This window comes from Cetobacterium sp. (genome assembly GCF_977044495.1).
The window spans coordinates 57,869-75,199 of the sequence record NZ_CDRRQU010000003.1; the positions used below are offsets into that span (position 1 = coordinate 57,869).

General features: G+C 31.5%; 13 protein-coding genes and 1 pseudogene. 4 read left to right on the forward strand and 10 right to left on the reverse strand.

The window, feature by feature from the left end; translation table 11 throughout:
- Positions 1-16 precede the first annotated feature (16 nt).
- From ssnA to dpaL, 4 genes are read right to left on the reverse strand one after another with little or no spacing between them, the layout of a single operon-like run.
- Entirely contained in the window at positions 17-1,342 is a 1,326-nt protein-coding gene (gene ssnA / locus ACWI69_RS01320) for a putative aminohydrolase SsnA (protein WP_448820063.1), read from the reverse strand.
- Positions 1,343-1,352: 10 nt separating this feature from the next.
- Complete coding sequence (locus ACWI69_RS01325; protein ID WP_448820064.1) at positions 1,353-2,936, reverse strand: N-acyl-D-amino-acid deacylase family protein; 1,584 nt, start codon at positions 2,934-2,936, stop codon at positions 1,353-1,355.
- A gap of 15 nt (positions 2,937-2,951) precedes the next feature.
- Positions 2,952-4,139, reverse strand: coding sequence for a YgeY family selenium metabolism-linked hydrolase (locus ACWI69_RS01330; protein ID WP_448820065.1), 1,188 nt, complete (start codon positions 4,137-4,139; stop codon positions 2,952-2,954).
- A 33-nt stretch (positions 4,140-4,172) separates the two neighbouring features.
- Positions 4,173-5,387: a diaminopropionate ammonia-lyase gene (dpaL, locus tag ACWI69_RS01335; protein ID WP_448820066.1), complete on the reverse strand. Its 1,215-nt coding sequence runs from the start codon at positions 5,385-5,387 to the stop codon at positions 4,173-4,175.
- A 265-nt stretch (positions 5,388-5,652) separates the two neighbouring features.
- Between dpaL and ACWI69_RS01340 the strand changes: the two genes are divergently transcribed.
- Positions 5,653-7,377 carry a sigma 54-interacting transcriptional regulator gene (locus ACWI69_RS01340; protein ID WP_448820067.1) on the forward strand — a complete coding sequence of 575 codons (1,725 nt, stop codon included), beginning with the start codon at positions 5,653-5,655 and terminating at the stop codon, positions 7,375-7,377.
- Between the two features lie 15 nt (positions 7,378-7,392).
- On the opposite strand, the gene ACWI69_RS01345 is transcribed toward ACWI69_RS01340, so the two are convergent.
- Positions 7,393-8,091 (reverse strand): LexA family transcriptional regulator, encoded by a 699-nt coding sequence (locus tag ACWI69_RS01345; RefSeq protein WP_448820068.1) that lies wholly within the window; start codon positions 8,089-8,091, stop codon positions 7,393-7,395.
- Between the two features lie 169 nt (positions 8,092-8,260).
- Between ACWI69_RS01345 and ACWI69_RS01350 the strand changes: the two genes are divergently transcribed.
- The 3 genes from ACWI69_RS01350 (at position 8,261) to ACWI69_RS01360 (ending at position 11,081) form a co-directional block, all read left to right on the forward strand.
- The gene (locus tag ACWI69_RS01350; protein WP_448820069.1) at positions 8,261-8,392 is read left to right on the forward strand and encodes a hypothetical protein; all 132 of its coding nucleotides are present in this window, start codon (positions 8,261-8,263) and stop codon (positions 8,390-8,392) included.
- A gap of 347 nt (positions 8,393-8,739) precedes the next feature.
- Positions 8,740-9,654, forward strand: a complete 915-nt coding sequence (gene glsA / locus ACWI69_RS01355) for a glutaminase A (protein WP_448820070.1) — start codon at positions 8,740-8,742, stop codon at positions 9,652-9,654.
- Between the two features lie 38 nt (positions 9,655-9,692).
- Positions 9,693-11,081 carry an alanine/glycine:cation symporter family protein gene (locus ACWI69_RS01360; RefSeq protein ID WP_448820071.1) on the forward strand — a complete coding sequence of 463 codons (1,389 nt, stop codon included), beginning with the start codon at positions 9,693-9,695 and terminating at the stop codon, positions 11,079-11,081.
- A gap of 91 nt (positions 11,082-11,172) precedes the next feature.
- On the opposite strand, the pseudogene ACWI69_RS01365 reads toward ACWI69_RS01360, so the two are convergent.
- The 5 genes and pseudogenes from ACWI69_RS01365 to ACWI69_RS01385 all read right to left on the reverse strand — a co-directional run bounded on the left by ACWI69_RS01365 (position 11,173) and on the right by ACWI69_RS01385 (position 17,177).
- A pseudogene (locus ACWI69_RS01365) lies at positions 11,173-12,662 on the reverse strand (UxaA family hydrolase).
- Between the two features lie 26 nt (positions 12,663-12,688).
- A complete protein-coding gene (locus ACWI69_RS01370) occupies positions 12,689-14,230 on the reverse strand; it encodes a glycoside hydrolase family 28 protein (RefSeq protein WP_448820072.1) in 1,542 nt (513 codons plus the stop codon).
- Between the two features lie 12 nt (positions 14,231-14,242).
- Positions 14,243-15,175: a carbohydrate ABC transporter permease gene (locus tag ACWI69_RS01375; protein WP_448820073.1), complete on the reverse strand. Its 933-nt coding sequence runs from the start codon at positions 15,173-15,175 to the stop codon at positions 14,243-14,245.
- A gap of 2 nt (positions 15,176-15,177) precedes the next feature.
- Positions 15,178-16,056 (reverse strand): carbohydrate ABC transporter permease, encoded by an 879-nt coding sequence (locus ACWI69_RS01380; protein WP_448820074.1) that lies wholly within the window; start codon positions 16,054-16,056, stop codon positions 15,178-15,180.
- Positions 16,056-17,177, reverse strand: coding sequence for a glycoside hydrolase family 88/105 protein (locus ACWI69_RS01385; RefSeq protein ID WP_448820075.1), 1,122 nt, complete (start codon positions 17,175-17,177; stop codon positions 16,056-16,058). The genes ACWI69_RS01380 and ACWI69_RS01385 overlap by 1 nt, the downstream gene beginning before the upstream one ends.
- Positions 17,178-17,331 lie beyond the last annotated feature (154 nt).

Genomic DNA, 17,331 nt, shown 5'->3' on the forward strand with positions numbered 1-17,331 from the left:
CTCCGTTTTTAGACTCTTATTCTCTTAACCACATTTTTTTTGAAACCATTCTTGAATTTTTAAAAACCTCTTTCTCATCTAATGTCAATATTCTTCTATCTTTCATAACTACCTGACCATCTATAATTGTTGTTACAACATCTCTTCCCATAACTCCAAATATAAGATGACTATTATAATTTTCTTCATCTATCTCTGTCAAAGGATTGTAATTTACAATAATAATATCTGCTACTGCTCCACTTTTTAAAATTCCCATTGGTTCTTGAAAATATTTTTCTGCTATTTTTCTATTATTTTCAAAAAGCATTGTCGGTAATTCTAGCCAAGCAACTGATGGATCTCGCTTTTCATGCTTATGAATCATATTTCCAACTTTTAAAGATTCAAGCATATCACTTGTATATCCATCAGTTCCCAATCCTAAATGTATTCCTTTCGAATACATCTCTAACACTGGAGAGCATCCCACAGCATTTCCCATATTAGATTCTGGATTATGAACCACATTTGTTTTTGTATTTTTTAGAATCTCCATCTCTTTTTCATTGATGTAGATACAATGGACTCCTATTGTTTTCTCACCTAAAATACCAAATTTTGAAAGTCTCTCAACAACTCTTTCCCCATACTTCTCTAACGAGTCGTTCAAATCACCTATACCTTCAGCTATATGAACATGATATCCGACATCCAATCCATCTATAGAGTTTTGACATTTTTTCAAAGTTTCATCACTCAATGTAAATGAAGCATGGAGTCCAAACATTCCTTTTATCATATTTCCTTGTTCTCTTTGACACTTCTTTATAAATCTTATATTTTCATTGATTCCCTCTTCGGCAATCTCTAAACCATCTCTATCTGAGACCTCATAACATAAACAACTTCTAATTCCCACTTGCTTTGCAGCTTCTTCTATAACATCTAAACTCCCGCTTATAGAGTTTGGACCAGCATGATGATCAAATACAGTTGTTACACCATTTTTTATGGAATCTATGTATGTTGTCAATGCACTATATTTAATATCTTCGTGGTTTAATTTTTTATCTACTTTCCACCAAAGATTTTCTAAGATTTCTTGAAAATCTTTAGGTGTTTTGCCAGAGGATTTCATCCCTCTAGCAAAAGCACTATAAATATGGTGGTGTGTATTAATAAAACCCGGCATAATTAGATTACTTTCAGCATCAATAAACTCTTCATTGGGATATTTATTTTTTAAAATATCACTTTTTCCAACTTCTAGTATTTTTCCATCTTTTATTAAAACTCCTCCATTTTCAAAATATGGATATTCTTTATCGTGGGTAATTACTCTTCCATTTCCAATTAACATAAAACCACCTCTATTTTTTTCTAATAACCTCTCCTGCAAGAACTTTATTGTAATTACCATTTTCCAGTACAATATCTCCGTTTATTAAAACATAGTCTATTCCCTTAGGATATTGTATTGGGTCCACATATGTTCCCTTATCAATTACCCTCTCTAAATCTACAACTAAAATGTCTGCAAAATACCCCTCTTCTACGACTCCTCTATTTTTTATCCCAAAAGATTTAGCAGCTTTTTTTGTCATTTTAAAAATAGCCTCCTCTATTGCTAAGATCTTCTGCTCTCTAACATATCTTCCTAAAACTCTCGGAAACGAACCGTAAGCTCTTGGATGGGGTTTTCCAGTTAAAAGTCCATCTGTACAAACATTTTGCTCTGGTCTTTTTAAAATTTTAATAACATGTTCTTCTAGTCCATAGAAATCGACCATTCCCACGGCATTTTCCTCTTCTAACAAAAGATCAAAAGTTGCATTATATGGATCTTTTCCTCTAACTTTTCCAATCTCCAAAAGATTTTTTCCAATCAAATCACTATTTTTTTCAGTTTTTACTGATGTTACAAATATTTGATCTAACCCTGCAAATTCCACAAAGTTATCCCATCCCGGAATACCATTCTCCATATCATGAATCATTTTATTTCTACAACTTTCGTCCTCAAGTCTTTTCATCAATTCATCTGTTCCACCAGCATGAGCCCAAGGAGGTAGAATCACTCCTAACATTGTACTTCCTGCCGCATAAGGATATTGGTCAAATGATACCTCTATTCCCTCTTTTTTAGCTTCTTCTAGCAAATCTAGCATCTCATCTAAATATTTCCAATTATTTTTTCCACAAACTTTAAAATGGGAAAAATGTATTTTTACTCCAGATTTTTTTCCTATCTCTATAACCTCTCTCATAGAATTAACTATCGTATCCGCTTCGCTTCTTTGATGAACCACAAACACTCCATCAAACTCAGCAACTACCTTACACATTTCAATAATCTCTTTTGTTTCTGAATAAGCACATGGTATATATATAAGCCCTGTCGATAGTCCAAATGCCCCAGCTTCCATCTCTCTTCTTGTTATTTCACACATTTTCTCAATCTCTTCATCTGTAGCTGGACGCCCGTCTAATCCCATAGCTTCCATTCTTATATTTCCATGAGGAACTAAATATGCTTCATTCAATCCAACCCCATTTTTTTCCATCATTTTTAAATAGTTATCAGTAGTTTCATATTCCCAATTAATTTCATCTGATTCTCCATCTAGTCCTGCAATATTTTTTCTCCAAGAGCTTATATATTTTTTAGGCAATGGTGCCATTGAAATTCCATCTTGTCCAAGAACCTCCGTTGTTATCCCCTGTCTTATTTTTATTTCATTATATGGATTTACTAAAATCATCAAGTCAGAATGACTATGAGTATCTATAAACCCCGGACAAACTATTTTTCCAGTTGCATCAATAGTCTTATCACTCTCTTCATCTATTTTACCTACTGATTTTATTACATTATTTTCAATTAATACGTCACCTAAAAATGGTATTGTATTATTTCCATTTACAATCAACCCATTTTTTATTAATATTTTCATAAGCTCTCCTTTTCTCTATTTTTGGTAAAGAGATTTTAAAATTCCATAATAACCTTCTGTTCCCTTTATTAATTGCTCAACCTCTATGTGCTCGTCTATTGTATGAGCTAAGTTTTCTCTTGATGGACCAAAACCTACTGTTGGTATTTTCGCTTCTCCTGCATAGTGAGAACCATTTGTACAGAATGAATATTGTGTTATTTCAGGGGTTAATCCTACTGATTTTAATCCCTCATAAGCTATTTTTGTAAATTCATCATCTTTCTCATATAACCACCCTGGGAAAAATCTTTCTCCCTCTATTGTATTCCCTGTGTAACATCTCTCTTTGCCAACGGAATATGATACTTTTATCTTCATTTGCGGATCATTTTCCATAAGTTTTTGTGCTAACTCTTGCAATGATTTTATTACACTTTCCATTGTTTCTCCAACTAAAAGCCTTCTATCATAAGTAGCTCTACAATACTCAGGTACCACTGAAGCTCCCGGATATGGTGCTGACTTTATATCTACAAGTTCTAAAATCCCTTTCCCTAAAACGGAATGCACTGGTGGTTCCAATTTATTTATCTCTTGAACTACTGTAGCCATTTTATAAACTGCATTTATTCCTTTGTCTGGATTTGCTGAGTGTGCTGGTTTTCCAAATGTTTCTACAACTATTTCTCCTCTTCCTCTTTGACCTATTTTCAAGTTAAGTTCTGAACACTCTCCAATTACAACATAATCCGGTTTTACTGCTTCACTTATTTTTCTTGCTGCAATTCCCTCAAAACACTCCTCATGGACAACTCCGGCTACATATATTTCCCCTTCGAAATCTTTATTACAATCTTTGGCAAAATAAGCACACGCTGATATCATGGCTCCAACTTGTCCCTTCATATCTGATGTTCCTCTACCGTATATTTTTCCATCAGATATAGTTCCACCAAAAGGATCAAAGGTCCATTTACTTTTATCCGGAACTGGTACCGTATCTATATGTCCATCAAATAATATTTTTTTACCTGATTTTTTACCTTTAATTTTTCCAACTATATTTCCATACTCATCTACAAAATATTCATCAAATCCAAGTCTATCAAAAGCTTTTTTTATTACTTCAACTACTTCTCCCTCTTTTCCTGAATAGCTTGGTGCTTTTATTAACTCTTGACATAACTCTACAACTTTATTTTCTCTCTCCTTAGAAAACATTTTTTCCTCCTAAAACCTTTATTTTAAATTTAACTATTTTGTACATTCACCAAACCAAACTATATCTCTATATCTCTTTGGATCTGTATCTCCCTCTGTACTAAACAACAATACTTTTGAATCTTTATTAAGTTTTAATCTATCTCTTAGCTCTTTGTATTCATCATTTGTCATAATTTCATAGAGAACTCCCATAGTTACAGCCCCTGATTCTCCAGATTTTACTCTTTCATCTCCATCTAAAGGATTTCCTAATATTCTCATCCCATTTGCCGCACTCCAGTCCGGACATGATAAAAATGCCGTGCTATGATTTCTTAAAATCTCCCATCCTATTGTATTTGGTTCTCCACACGCTAATCCAGCCATTATTGTTTGCATAGCTCCACCCACAAATCTTGGTTTTCCATCCTTTGCTAAAGCTGACTTATATAAACAATCTGCTAAATCTGATTCAGCTATAACTGTAATCGGACAATTCTTTCCATATATAGAGGCAAATACTCCTTGAACTGCACCAGCTAAGGACCCCACTCCAGCTTGAACAAATATATGTGTTGGTCTATCTATCCCATAACCTTTTAATTGTTCAATAGCTTCTAAAGCCATAGTTCCATATCCTTGCATAATCCACGCTGGAATCTCTTCATATCCTTCCCACGCTGTATCTTGAACTACAACTCCATTTGTTTCTTTTGCATTTCTTGCTGCAAGTCTTACTGCATCATCATAATTCATATCTGTTATTGAAGCTTCTGCTCCCTCTTTTCTAATGTTTTCAAGTCTTGTTACAGATGATCCAAAAGGCATATACACAACAGATTTTTGATTTAATTTATTAGCTGTCCAAGCAACACCTCTTCCATGGTTTCCATCTGTTGCTGTATAAAATGTTACATCTCCTAACTTTTCTTTTATATCTTTAGAAATTAACCTTTCATAACCTAGGTTAGATATATCCTCATCTAATCTTGAAGCTAAAAATTTTGCCATAGCAAATGATCCACCTAAGACCTTAAATGCATTTAATCCAAATCTATATGATTCATCCTTTACAAATATTCTATCGAGTCCTATACTTTTAGCTATATTATCTAATTTAGCTAGTGGTGTTTCTTTATATTGTGGAAAACTACTATGAAAGTTCTTTGCTTTTACTACCTCTTCTTCAGTTAAAATATTTAAGCAACTTTCATAGTTTTCTCCCTTTTCAATCTCATTAAAAGTATATTTAATTCTATTTTTCATGTCTCACTCCTTGTCAATTTTTGTCTCCGTATGTTATAATAAGCAATTTCCATTCCAAAACAAAATTTTAAAAACACTATATTCGAGTCATAAATGTTATTCTTGAACATTACGTATATATTTTTTATATTTTTAAAAAGAAATATTTTTATGTTATATTATCATTATGATAAATATTATCATAATGATAATTCTTCATCTCTTGGTCTTTCGGAAAAAATATATTCCTAATTATCATTATGAGAATTTTTTAAGGAAGTGATTTATGGAAAAGATATTAAACAATCTAAAAAAAGATATTCAAAAATTTGCTGAAACTATCTCTCAAATTATTCAAATTGATGTTGAAATTATGGACAAAAATTTTATTAGAATTGCTGGAACTGGTCGGCTTAAAAATAAAATTGGACGATCTATGACAGAGGAATCCCATATCTATAAAAAAGTTTTAGAAACTGGAAAAGAATATGTAATTTTAAATCCAAAAGAGAGTATCCATTGTAGTAAGTGCCCATCTATTGAAAACTGTAAGGAAAAATTGGAAGTTTCAACACCTATTTTTTTAAACAATGAAGTTGTTGGAGTTATTGGACTTATTTGCTTCAATAATCAACAAAAATTAAATTTTATTGATAAACAGGAAAAATATTTAACTTTTTTAAAACAGATATCCGGTTTCATTTCGTCTCAAGCCTATCTATTTTTAGAAAGTTCATCTGCCGAATCCAAAAAAGAATTTTTAAAAGTTATACTTAATAAGATAGAGGAGGGGATTCTAATATATGATAATAACTATCAATTGACTCATATGAATGAGGTTGCCATAAAACTTTTTAATACTAAAATACTTCAAGAAAATCTTTTTATCCAACCTTTAAACGACAATTTTCTAGGAAAAAATGCCTATTCTATTATCTATAATGATAAAAAACTTGATGTTTTTGGAGAAATTTTTACTTTCTCCTCCTTTGAAAAGGTACTGATCTTTAAAGAAAAAAAGTCTATCCACAACTCAATACTACACGTCACAAATTCAACCACAGGAACTCTTGTTAAAGATTTTATTTTCTATTCAGATTCAATGAAAAAGATATTTGAGCGAATTAATAAAATATCAAAAAATCCATCCACAGTTTTAATAACAGGTGAAAGTGGAACAGGTAAAGAGATAATTGCCAGAACCATTCATATGAATAGTAATAGAGTCAATCAACCTTTCATAGCAATAAATTGTGGAGCTATTCCAGAAGCTCTTCTCGAAAGTGAATTTTTTGGTTATGTGAAAGGGTCCTTTACAGGTGCTGATCCCAGAGGAAAGATTGGAAAATTTGAGCTTGCCAATGGTGGAACTCTATTTTTGGATGAAATTGGAGATATGCCTTTATATATGCAAATTAAGTTACTGAGAGTTTTACAGGAAAGAAAGATTATAAGAATTGGATCAAATCAACTCATTGATGTAGATGTTCGGATTATCGCTGCAACAAATCAAAATTTAGAACACTTGGTGGAGACAGGGGAGTTTAGAAAAGATTTATATTATAGACTCAATGTTGTTCCTATCGAAGTTCCTCCTCTAAGAAAAAGAACTGGCGATATCTTTATTTTTGCAGAACATTTTGCTGAAAAATATGCTACTCTTTTTAAAAAAAATTTTACTAGTATTTCATCTGAAGTTTTAAATATCTTTGAAAAATACGAATGGCCAGGAAATGTGAGAGAACTTGAAAATACAATTGAATATATGATTAATTTAATGGGTGAAAGCGGAGTTTTATCGTATAATCACCTTCCACAAAAATTGCTCACAAATAAATCTGCTGAAGCTCCCCAAGAAAGAAGCCTCAAAAGCATAGAGATTGAAATGATAAGTAATCTTTTAAAAAAATATGGAGATTCAACAGAGGGAAAAAAACAAATTGCCAAAATTTTAGGAATTGGAATTGCAACTCTATATAGAAAAATAGAGCAATATAATTTAAAACACTAGGATATTACCATATTCCTAGTGTTTTCTTCTACTTTCTATAACAGCTCCATAGCATTTTAAATACTCTAACTCTTCGCCAGATATCACAATATCTGAATATCTCTTTTTGTCATTATTGTCAGACACAAGTCTCACTTCATTTTTATTAATTTTAAGCCGTTTAACATATGTTTGATCGTGATAACTAAATACACATACCTTCCCCTCTATCATCCTCATTTGATTCTGATTAGGATCAATTATAGCCAAATCTCCATCTGATAAGGTAGGGAACATGGAATCTCCACTGACTTCTACTAAAAACGCATTTTTAGGTAGCTCTACATCTTTAATAGTAGATAGTATCTCTATTCTTGTATTGTCTTCAAAATTTATGTGCCCTAATCCAGCAGCTGCCTTACCTAAAACTGGTAGAGATATCATCTCTGCCAGTTTTTTACTCTTTATCTCTTCCTCTTTTTTCTCCAATCTTTTTTTTATTAAATCCGGAGTTCTATCATAAGCAACTATATATCTGATTTCATCCGCTTCTTTATCTATTCTTATAAACTTTTCAATGAACCTTTCCACAAAATCATCTTTAGGAATTCTAATTCCTTTTCTATAATGTCCTACCACAGATAGAGAAGAATCTGTTTGTTTTGCTATATATTCCAATGTATAATTATTTTTCATCATCATTTTTTCTAAATAATTACCAAATTTAGTCTTCACATTATCCTCCCTTCTTAATTCTTTTTCCTTATTATACTATTTTTCTACAAAAATGTAAAAAAATATTTGATTTTTTTTCTACATTAAAGTATAATTTCAGTAGATAGATTTTTATTTTTTTTATTTTTTTATTATACATTTATGTAGAAAAATCTGAGGAGGGATTTTTATGAGATTTAAAAGAGTTTCTAATCATTTTTGGAGAGTTGAATCTAATGGAATTTTTATTGTTGGAACTTGGGAGCAGTGCCAAAAAGAACTACTTAATCTATGTTTAGATAAATGCCTTTTAAAAAACTAATCTCCCTATTAACTAAAAATTTTGGATAGTACCTCTCTAATTTTACTATCCTTTTTTTATTTTTTGCTTCAATAAATTTATTCTATCAATATAAAGTATTTATTTTTTCTATATTTAGTTTTTCTATTTTTTTAATATTAATTTCACATATTTTTGTACAAATATTTTTTTATTAAAATTCCTATTCCCCTTATTTTTCGAGACTTTTAATAAAAATTAGAAATTTAATATAATTAAAAAATCAGAAATTAATTTCACATTGAAACAATATATTTTACTTTATCTAACTATAAAAAGTATTATAATTATATACAAAGTCTAGTTATAGTACTTTTAGGAGGTAAAAAATGCAAGAATTACTAGAGAAATTGGTTAAAAAGCACAAAAAAACAACCGAATTGGGGAAAGTAGCAAATTATATCCCTGAATTGGAAAAAACAAATCCTAAAGATCTTGGAGTATATATTTTAGATAATGAGGGGAATGAATATTTTGCTGGAGATTATGATAACAAATTCACAGTACAAAGTATCTCTAAAGTAGTTGCTCTTATGCTCGCTATCTTAGATAATGGAGAAGAGTATGTTTTTTCTAAAGTAGGTATGGACCCAAGCGGGGACCCATTCAATTCTATCAGAAAATTGGAGACCTCCAGTAGAAGAAAACCATATAATCCTATGATTAACGCTGGAGCTATCGTTGTATCTTCAATGATTAAAGGTAACGACGCAAAAGATAAATTCAACCGACTTCTTGAATTTTTTAAAAAAATAACGGAAGACCCTTCTCTTGAACTAAACTCCAAAGTTTATCTAAGTGAATCTGAGACGGGTAATAAAAACAGAGCTATTGGGTATTACTTAAAATCCGAAGGGATTATTGTAGGAAATGTGGAGGAAGCTTTAGAGGTTTACTTCAAACAATGCTCTATTGATGTAACCACTAAAACAATTGCCAAACTTGGTCTTTTTCTAGCTAATGAAGGACAAACCAGTAGTGGTGAACAAGTCGTCTCAAACAGAGTCAGCCGAATTGTAAAAACGCTTATGGTTACGTGTGGAATGTATGACAACTCTGGGGAGTTTGCCGTAAGAGTCGGTCTACCATCAAAGAGTGGAGTTGGAGGAGGAATTGTTTCTGTTGTTCCACACAAAATGGGAATTGGTATTTATTCCCCCGCTCTTGATCAAAAAGGAAACCCGATAGCTGGTGTCTGCCTCTTAGAAGATCTTTGTAACGAACTTAAATGTAGAATATTTTAAACACACACAATCTATTACACATTATACGAGGAGGAACAATGTATATTATTAACACACTTAACAACATTTTATGGTCTTATGTTTTGATTGCAGTTCTTATTATCTCCGGATTATATTTTACTTTTAAATTAAAATTTGCAAATATAACCGAAATCAAAGAGATGTTTAGAGTTATGTTTGAAAAAGGCAATGGAAAAGGAGTTTCACCATTTCAAGCATTCTGTATTAGTGCCGGCTCTAAAGTTGGAACCGGAAGTTTAGCGGGGGTTGCTCTTGCTATATCAGTCGGTGGTCCGGGTTCTATATTTTGGATGTGGATTTTAGCTTTGGTCGCTGGTAGTCTAAGTCTGGTAGAAAATACTTTAGCTCAAATATATAAGAAAAAAGAGGATGGTATATTTGTTGGAGGACCAGCATATTATATGGAATTGGGTATGAATAAAAAATATCTTGGTGTAGCATTTTCTATTCTGATTACAATTACGTACGGCTTTATTTTTAATGCCGTTCAAGCTAACACAATTACAGTAGCTTTTCAACATGCTTACGGCATTGATCAATTTTATGGAGCTATCGTTTTAACCGTATTAACAGCTCTTATTATTTTAGGTGGAGCTCATAGAATAGCAAAAGTTTCAGAGATTATTGTTCCTATTATGGGTGTATTTTATTTGGTTGTTGCTCTTTTTATAGTTCTAAAAAACATCTCAGCTCTTCCTAAAGTATTTTCATTGATTATGACAAATGCTTTTGATCCCGCTGCTGCTGGTGGTGGAGTTCTTGGAATTATTGTCATGGAAGGTATCAAAAGAGGTCTTTTCTCAAATGAGGCGGGTATGGGTTCTACTCCAAATGCTGGTGCCAGTGCTTCCACTGATCATCCATTTAAACAGGGATTAGTTCAAACTTTAGGAGTTTATGTAACTACACTAGCCATCTGTTCTGCTACAGCCTTTATTATTCTTTTCTCTGGAGTGTTGGGAAATACACCTCACAAAGGTATTGAACTAACTCAAACTGCTATGATACATGAACTTGGAACTTTTGGTAGAATTTTCTTGATAGCCTGTATATTTTTATTTGCTTTCTCATCAGTTATCGGAAACTATTTCTACGGAATTGTCAATATAGCCTATACCGAAAAAAAATGGCTTGAAAATCCATTTAAGATTGTTGCTCTCGCTATGGTTTTCTGGGGTTCTATCAAAGATGCTCCCTCAGTTTGGGCTATGGCAGATTTATTTATGGCACTCATGGCACTTTTTAATATCTATGCTATCACTAAACTTCGAGTTCCAGCTATTGAATGTATCCATCAATATTTAAAAGAGAGAAAAGCTAACAGAAATCCAGTTTTCACCAAAAATGTTCTTTCTAACTCCACTGGTGTAGAGTGTTGGGATGATAATGGAGAAGTTCCTCTTTAATTTCTCAAATGAGTATAGTCTATTAAGCAAAAATGGATGGACAATTAAGTCCATCCATTTATATATATTCCAACTCTTAAATAATTTTTCTTTATAGTGTCACACCATTTTTAAAAATAGCTATCTCTTTGAAGTTAGTAATCTCATTATTCGTTTTTCTACCTTCAACCACTTCTATTATATAGTCTACAAAATCATTTAACATATCTTTCATTGTAACATTACTATTCAACAATTTTCCTGCATCAAAATCGATCCATTTTGGTTTTTTCCTAGCTAATTCGCTATTTGTAGATATCTTTATTGTTGGAACAAATCCACCATATGGAGTTCCTCTGCCTGTTGTAAAAAGAACTATATGTGCTCCAGCAGTTCCCAAGGCTGTTGTAGCAACCAAATCATTCCCCGGCGCTTCAAGAAGTACTAATCCCTTCGATTTAACTACCTCGCCATATCTCAACACATCTTTAACTTTAGAAACTCCTGATTTTTGAGTACATCCCAACGATTTATCTTCCAATGTTGATATCCCCCCTCTTTATTTCCCGGAGATGGATTTTCATAAATAGACTGATTATACGATATAAAATATTTTTTAAAATCGTTGACCATACCTACTGTTTTATTGAATATATCCTCATTTATACATCTCTTCATAAGTAACGTTTCTGCTCCAAACATCTCTGGAACCTCTGTTAAAATTGTCGTTCCATTGTGTTCTACTATATAATCAGAAAATTCACCTACCAATGGATTTGCGGTTATTCCAGAAAATCCATCTGAACCTCCACATTCAAGTCCCACAACTAAATCTCCGAACTCTCTTTCCACTCTTGATTCAGAAATAACCTTGTCATACAACTCCTTCAGAAGTTCTACCCCCTCTTCAATTTCGTCCTCTGAATCTTGTGCTATTAAAAATCTTACTCTCTCTTCATCGAATTCACCCAAAGTTTCTTTAAACTCTTTCACTTGATTATTTTCACAACCCAGACCTAAAACTAAAACTCCCCCTGCATTAGGATGCGTCACTATATTCTGAAGTGTTGTTCTGGTTGTTATATGATCTTCCCCCAGTTGTGAACAACCATAGTTATGCTTAAATACATTTAATCCATCTAACATAGATGTGTCAAATCTTCTCTTAAACTCCTCTATTATATTCTCTCCAACCCCATTTACACACCCTACAGTTGGAATAATCCACAGCTCATTTCTAATGCCTATTTTATTATTTTTTCTTAAATATACATTTACTTTTCTTCTTTTAGTCCCATTCAAATCCAAACCTTCTGAATCCACATACGAATATGTATTCAAATCATTTAAGTTTGTTTTTAAATTGTGCGTATGTATCCATTGTCCCGCTTCTATATCTTCCAAAATATGACCTATTGGCATCCCATATTTTATTATGTCTTTATTTTTTTTCAATGGTTTCAGAGTAAATTTATGTCCTTTTTTTATATCTTCTTTTAATTCAATCTTTAAATTTTCAATTTCTACAATGTCTCCCTTATTTATAGGCAAAAGAGCGACTGCAACATTATCTTTTTTATTTATTTGTATATATTTTTTCAATTTACCCTACTCCTTTGAAGAATTTTTCACTCTTTTTTTCCTTGAATTCGTATTTTTTCTCCAATGTTTCCAGACAAAATAACATTTTCAAAAGTTACGTTTTCTGCATTTGCTATAAAAAAACCACTTTTACTCTCTTTTTCAATATAAGACATCATAGCTGGATAATCCCCTTCTACATCTTCCTTTGTAAAATTTATCTCTATATTTTTAAATCTTATATTCTCAATAGGTTTTTCCGGCAAACCATATAAAAACCCAGCACAAATCTCTGTATTTTCACATATGATATTTTCAAAATCCAAATTTTTTATATGAGGTGTCCCCTTATCCACTGGAAGTTTTTCCTTTGTATAAACATACTCTGTTTTTCCATCTGGATCACAAAAATAAAAGGAATTAAAAACAAATGGAACTTTAACTTCATCCATATATACGTCTTTTACAGTAATTCCATCAATAACTCCCTGCTCTCCCCTACCTCTTCTTGTTTTTACTCTAATTCCCTTGTCCGTTTTATAAAAAATACACTTTTCTATATTTATATTCTTTACTCCCCCAGACATTTCGCTCCCTATAACTACTGCTCCATGTCCATATTTCATCAGACAATTCCTTATTTGAAAATTTTCAGATGGTGTTTTTAATCTTTCCCCCAAATATAACTTTCCAGATTTTATTGCTATACAATCATCTCCAACTGAAAAATCTATTCCTATATACTCCACATCTTTACATGATTCCGGATCTATTCCATCAGTATTTGGAGAGTCTGCTGGATTTTGAATTTTTAAATTTATAAACTTTAAATCTTTAGAAAAAAATGGATGAACTGTCCATGATGGAGAATTTTTTATTGTTATCCCCTCTAAAGTTATATTCTTACAATTATTTAAAAATATTGTTCGTGGTCTCCATGCTCCTCGCTTAACTTTTGCATTCTTCCACCAGTTTTCTTCAGAGGCCTGACCATTTATCATCCCCTCTCCAACTATCTTTACATTCTCTACATTTATTCCTGTAATAATTGATGAATAGCTATCCAACGGGTTCCCTTCCCAAGTTCCTAAATAATACTCCTCATCTTTTTCGTTTTCAATCAATCCCGGAAGTATTCCAAAATTATCACGATTAGTGTCTCCTAAAATTTCGGCTCCAACATCTAATTCAATAGTTATATCGCTTTTTAAAAACAGAGATGTCAGCAGATACTTTCCTTCAGGAATATACACTCTCCCATTTTTAGGACAAGACATAATAGCCGTTTGTAAAGGAAGAGTATCATTTGATACTCCATCTCCTTTCACTCCAAATCTCCTAACATTCAATGAAAAACTTTCACTCTCTGTCATAAGCTCTACTTTTTGCAACAATAGATTTCCATCATAAATTTCTAAAACATAACTCGTTTCTGGTTCTAACCCATAGACACTATTGACTGTTTTCTCTATCTCAAAACTCTGTTGTCCTACCTTAACTCCCAATCTTTTTTTTAAATAAAATTTATCCTCATTATTTATTTCAAAAGTAAAACTTCTTGAATTTATCAGTACTATATTTATCTCCATATTTTACCTCTCTTATCCTTTTACCCCTCCAGCTGAAATTCCATCTACAAAGTGCCTTTGAGCACAGAAAAATACAATTAACGAAGGTGTTAGTCCTATTATTGACATTGCTAAAATTTGATTCCAATTGACATTACTACTCACATCCATAGACATTTTCAGTGCCAATGCTACCGGATATTTTTCAACACTCGATAAGTAGATTAAAGGTCCCATAAAATCATTCATTGTCCACATGAATTGAAATAATGCAATCGATATTATAGCTGGTTTTAACATTGGAACCATTATATATACAAGTGTTTGTAAAGAGTTACATCCATCCACACAGGCAGCTTCTTCAATTTCTTTAGGAAGTCCTCTTATAAATTGAATCAACATAAAAACAAAGAAAGTATCTGTGGCAAAGGCTGCTGGAACAAATAGTGGCAAATATGTATCTAACCATCCAAAATTTTTATACATTAAGAATTGAGGAATTCTTAAAACCACATTTGGTAACAAAAGAGTCGATATCAAGATTCCAAACATTATCTTTTTACCTGGGAACTTAAATCTTGCAAAACCATAAGCTGTTAAAACTGCTGACACAATTGTTAAAGCAACTTTTGGTATAACAATCTTAAATGTATTTATAAAGTATGTTGTAAATGTGTATTCTGTTGAAGTTTTCCATCCATTTATATACCCACTAAAATCAAACTTAAAATCTTTTGGTATAAATCCTATATTTGTAAAAATATCCGCATTCGTTTTAAAAGAAGCTCCTAATAACCAAACCAAAGGATATAACATAGCTATTCCTACTGTAGCAAGAGTTAGATATCTCAGTCCAACCTTTATTCCTGATATTATACTTCTTTTTTTAGCTCTTAGCAGATTTTCTTTTCTTATATCACTCGAAATTCCATCTATCGCTATCCCTATATTTTTTACATTTTCCATTTTTATTCCTCCCCACTATCAGAGTAGTGCACCCAATATTTTTGACTTCTAAATGAAAATACTGTAAATACCATTATTATTAAAAATAGCATCCATGATATTGCTGAAGCATACCCCATTTGATAATAATTAAACGCATTGTCATATATCAATAATGGTAATAATTTCGTTGAGTTAAGTGGACCTCCCCCTGTTATGATATATGGACCATTAAATTCTTGGAAAGCTTGAATAAGTTGCATAATAAAATTAAAAAATATAACTGGTGATATCATTGGAATCGTTATATTTAAAAACATCATTGTTTTTGAAGCTCCCTCTATTCTTGCTGATTCATATAACTCCTCCGGTATATTTTTCAAAGCCGCTAAAAATATCACCATTGCTGATCCAAACTGCCAAGCTCTTAAAAGACTTACTGTAAATAGTGCATATTTTGGATCTCCTAACCACGATATAGGATCCATTCCTAAATATCCGATTATTATATTTATCAAACCTTGATCCGAAAATAAAAATCTCCACAAAACAGCAATTGCAACACTTCCACCTAATATAGATGGTATGTAGTAAGCTGTTCTAAAAAAGTTTATTCCTTTTAATTTATAATTTAAAATATTGGCTATAAACAGTGCAAAAGCTAATTTTATTGGTACTGTTATAAATACATATTTTAAAGTATTGGATAAAGTTTTTAAAAATAATGGGTCGCTAAATAGCTTTATATAGTTTGAAAAACCTACAAATTTTGGTGCACTTAACAGATTATAATTTGTAAAACTTAACCAAAGTGACGAAACAAATGGGTATGCTGTAAAAATCAAAAATCCAATTATCCAAGGAGCTATAAATAAATATCCATTAATTTGCTTACTTTTCACTACTCATCACATCCTTTTTCTAAATACAAATATTCGCTATATGCCATTAAAAATATTCCACTACCTTTTACATCATCAGAAACTACTGGTTCTGATAAGTAGTATTCATAACTTCCATCTCTTTCTTGACCACCAAATCCACCTAATCCTGCAACTAAACAAATCCCATTTAAAGTTAAATTTTTATTTTCTTCTTCCTTTAGATACTCTTCACAAACTCCTTCAAATACTTTTTTTCCAATCCCCGAGTATTTTTCACCTATATATCCCAGTCTTGAACCTTTCATCATAGCATAAGCTACCATCAAAGACCCTGAAGTTTCTAAATAATTCCCCTCTTCACCTTGCTTATCCACAACCTGATACCACATATTTTTGTCTAAATCTCTGTATCCATCTATTCCTCTTATCGCTTCTTTAAATAGAATTTGAAGTCCTCTGTATTCATTAAAAATCTCTTCAGACATATATTCTAAAGTGTCCACTGTCGCCATTAAATGCCATCCTATAGCCCTCAGCCAAAAGTTTTTAGAAAGTCCTGTTTCTGGTACTATCCAGCTACATTTTTTAGCAGTATCCCATCCGTGGTAATGAAGTTTTGCTTTTTCATCAAACATATTTTCTCTGACATTAATAAAATGTTTAAAAATATCTCCATAGTTTCTCTTTCCATTAAATTCTGTTTCATATCTTATATAAAAAGGCTCTACCATATACATTCCATCTAACCAAACTTGATTTTCATATCTTTTTTTGTGCCAAAAATTTCCTTGTGGAACCCTTGGATGTTCTAAAATTTGGTTATATAATTTTTCAATTGCTTTTCTATATCTTTCATCCTTTGTAAAACTATACACATCAAACAAAACTTTACCTGCATTTATGTTATCTATATTAAACTCATCTTTTTCGTAACCCTTTATAGCCCCATTTTCATCTATAAACTCTTTGAGATAGTTGTATATAAAGTTTAAGTACTCATCTTTTTTTGTCGTTTTATACAATAACATTGCTCCTTGCAATAAGCATCCATCTTCATAACACCATTTTCCTTTATATGACTTATAACTATTCAAATAGTCACTTATATACTTCTTAGATCTAATATTTATAGAATCCAATTTTGTTACCTCCCATAATTATTTTACACTAGTATCCTAGTAAACATTTTGAAAAAAGTCAAGTTTTTTTATTTTAAAATAGTTTTTATTGTTTTTATATCGAATTTTTTGTTTTTATAATGTAAACTTGAAATCGGTTTTATCAGAATTTTTA

Bases quoted from the DNA above. Each gene is read 5' to 3' on its own strand.
- dpaL (WP_448820066.1), bottom strand. From the start codon at position 5,387: ATGAAAAATAGAATTAAATATACTTTTAATGAGATTGAAAAGGGAGAA.
- ssnA (WP_448820063.1), bottom strand. From the start codon at position 1,342: ATGTTAATTGGAAATGGAAGAGTAATTACCCACGATAAAGAATATCCA.
- glsA (WP_448820070.1), top strand. From the start codon at position 8,740: ATGCAAGAATTACTAGAGAAATTGGTTAAAAAGCACAAAAAAACAACC.
- ACWI69_RS01330 (WP_448820065.1), bottom strand. From the start codon at position 4,139: ATGTTTTCTAAGGAGAGAGAAAATAAAGTTGTAGAGTTATGTCAAGAG.
- ACWI69_RS01350 (WP_448820069.1), top strand. From the start codon at position 8,261: ATGAGATTTAAAAGAGTTTCTAATCATTTTTGGAGAGTTGAATCTAAT.
- ACWI69_RS01375 (WP_448820073.1), bottom strand. From the start codon at position 15,175: ATGGAAAATGTAAAAAATATAGGGATAGCGATAGATGGAATTTCGAGT.
- ACWI69_RS01340 (WP_448820067.1), top strand. From the start codon at position 5,653: ATGGAAAAGATATTAAACAATCTAAAAAAAGATATTCAAAAATTTGCT.
- ACWI69_RS01360 (WP_448820071.1), top strand. From the start codon at position 9,693: ATGTATATTATTAACACACTTAACAACATTTTATGGTCTTATGTTTTG.
- ACWI69_RS01370 (WP_448820072.1), bottom strand. From the start codon at position 14,230: ATGGAGATAAATATAGTACTGATAAATTCAAGAAGTTTTACTTTTGAA.
- ACWI69_RS01325 (WP_448820064.1), bottom strand. From the start codon at position 2,936: ATGAAAATATTAATAAAAAATGGGTTGATTGTAAATGGAAATAATACA.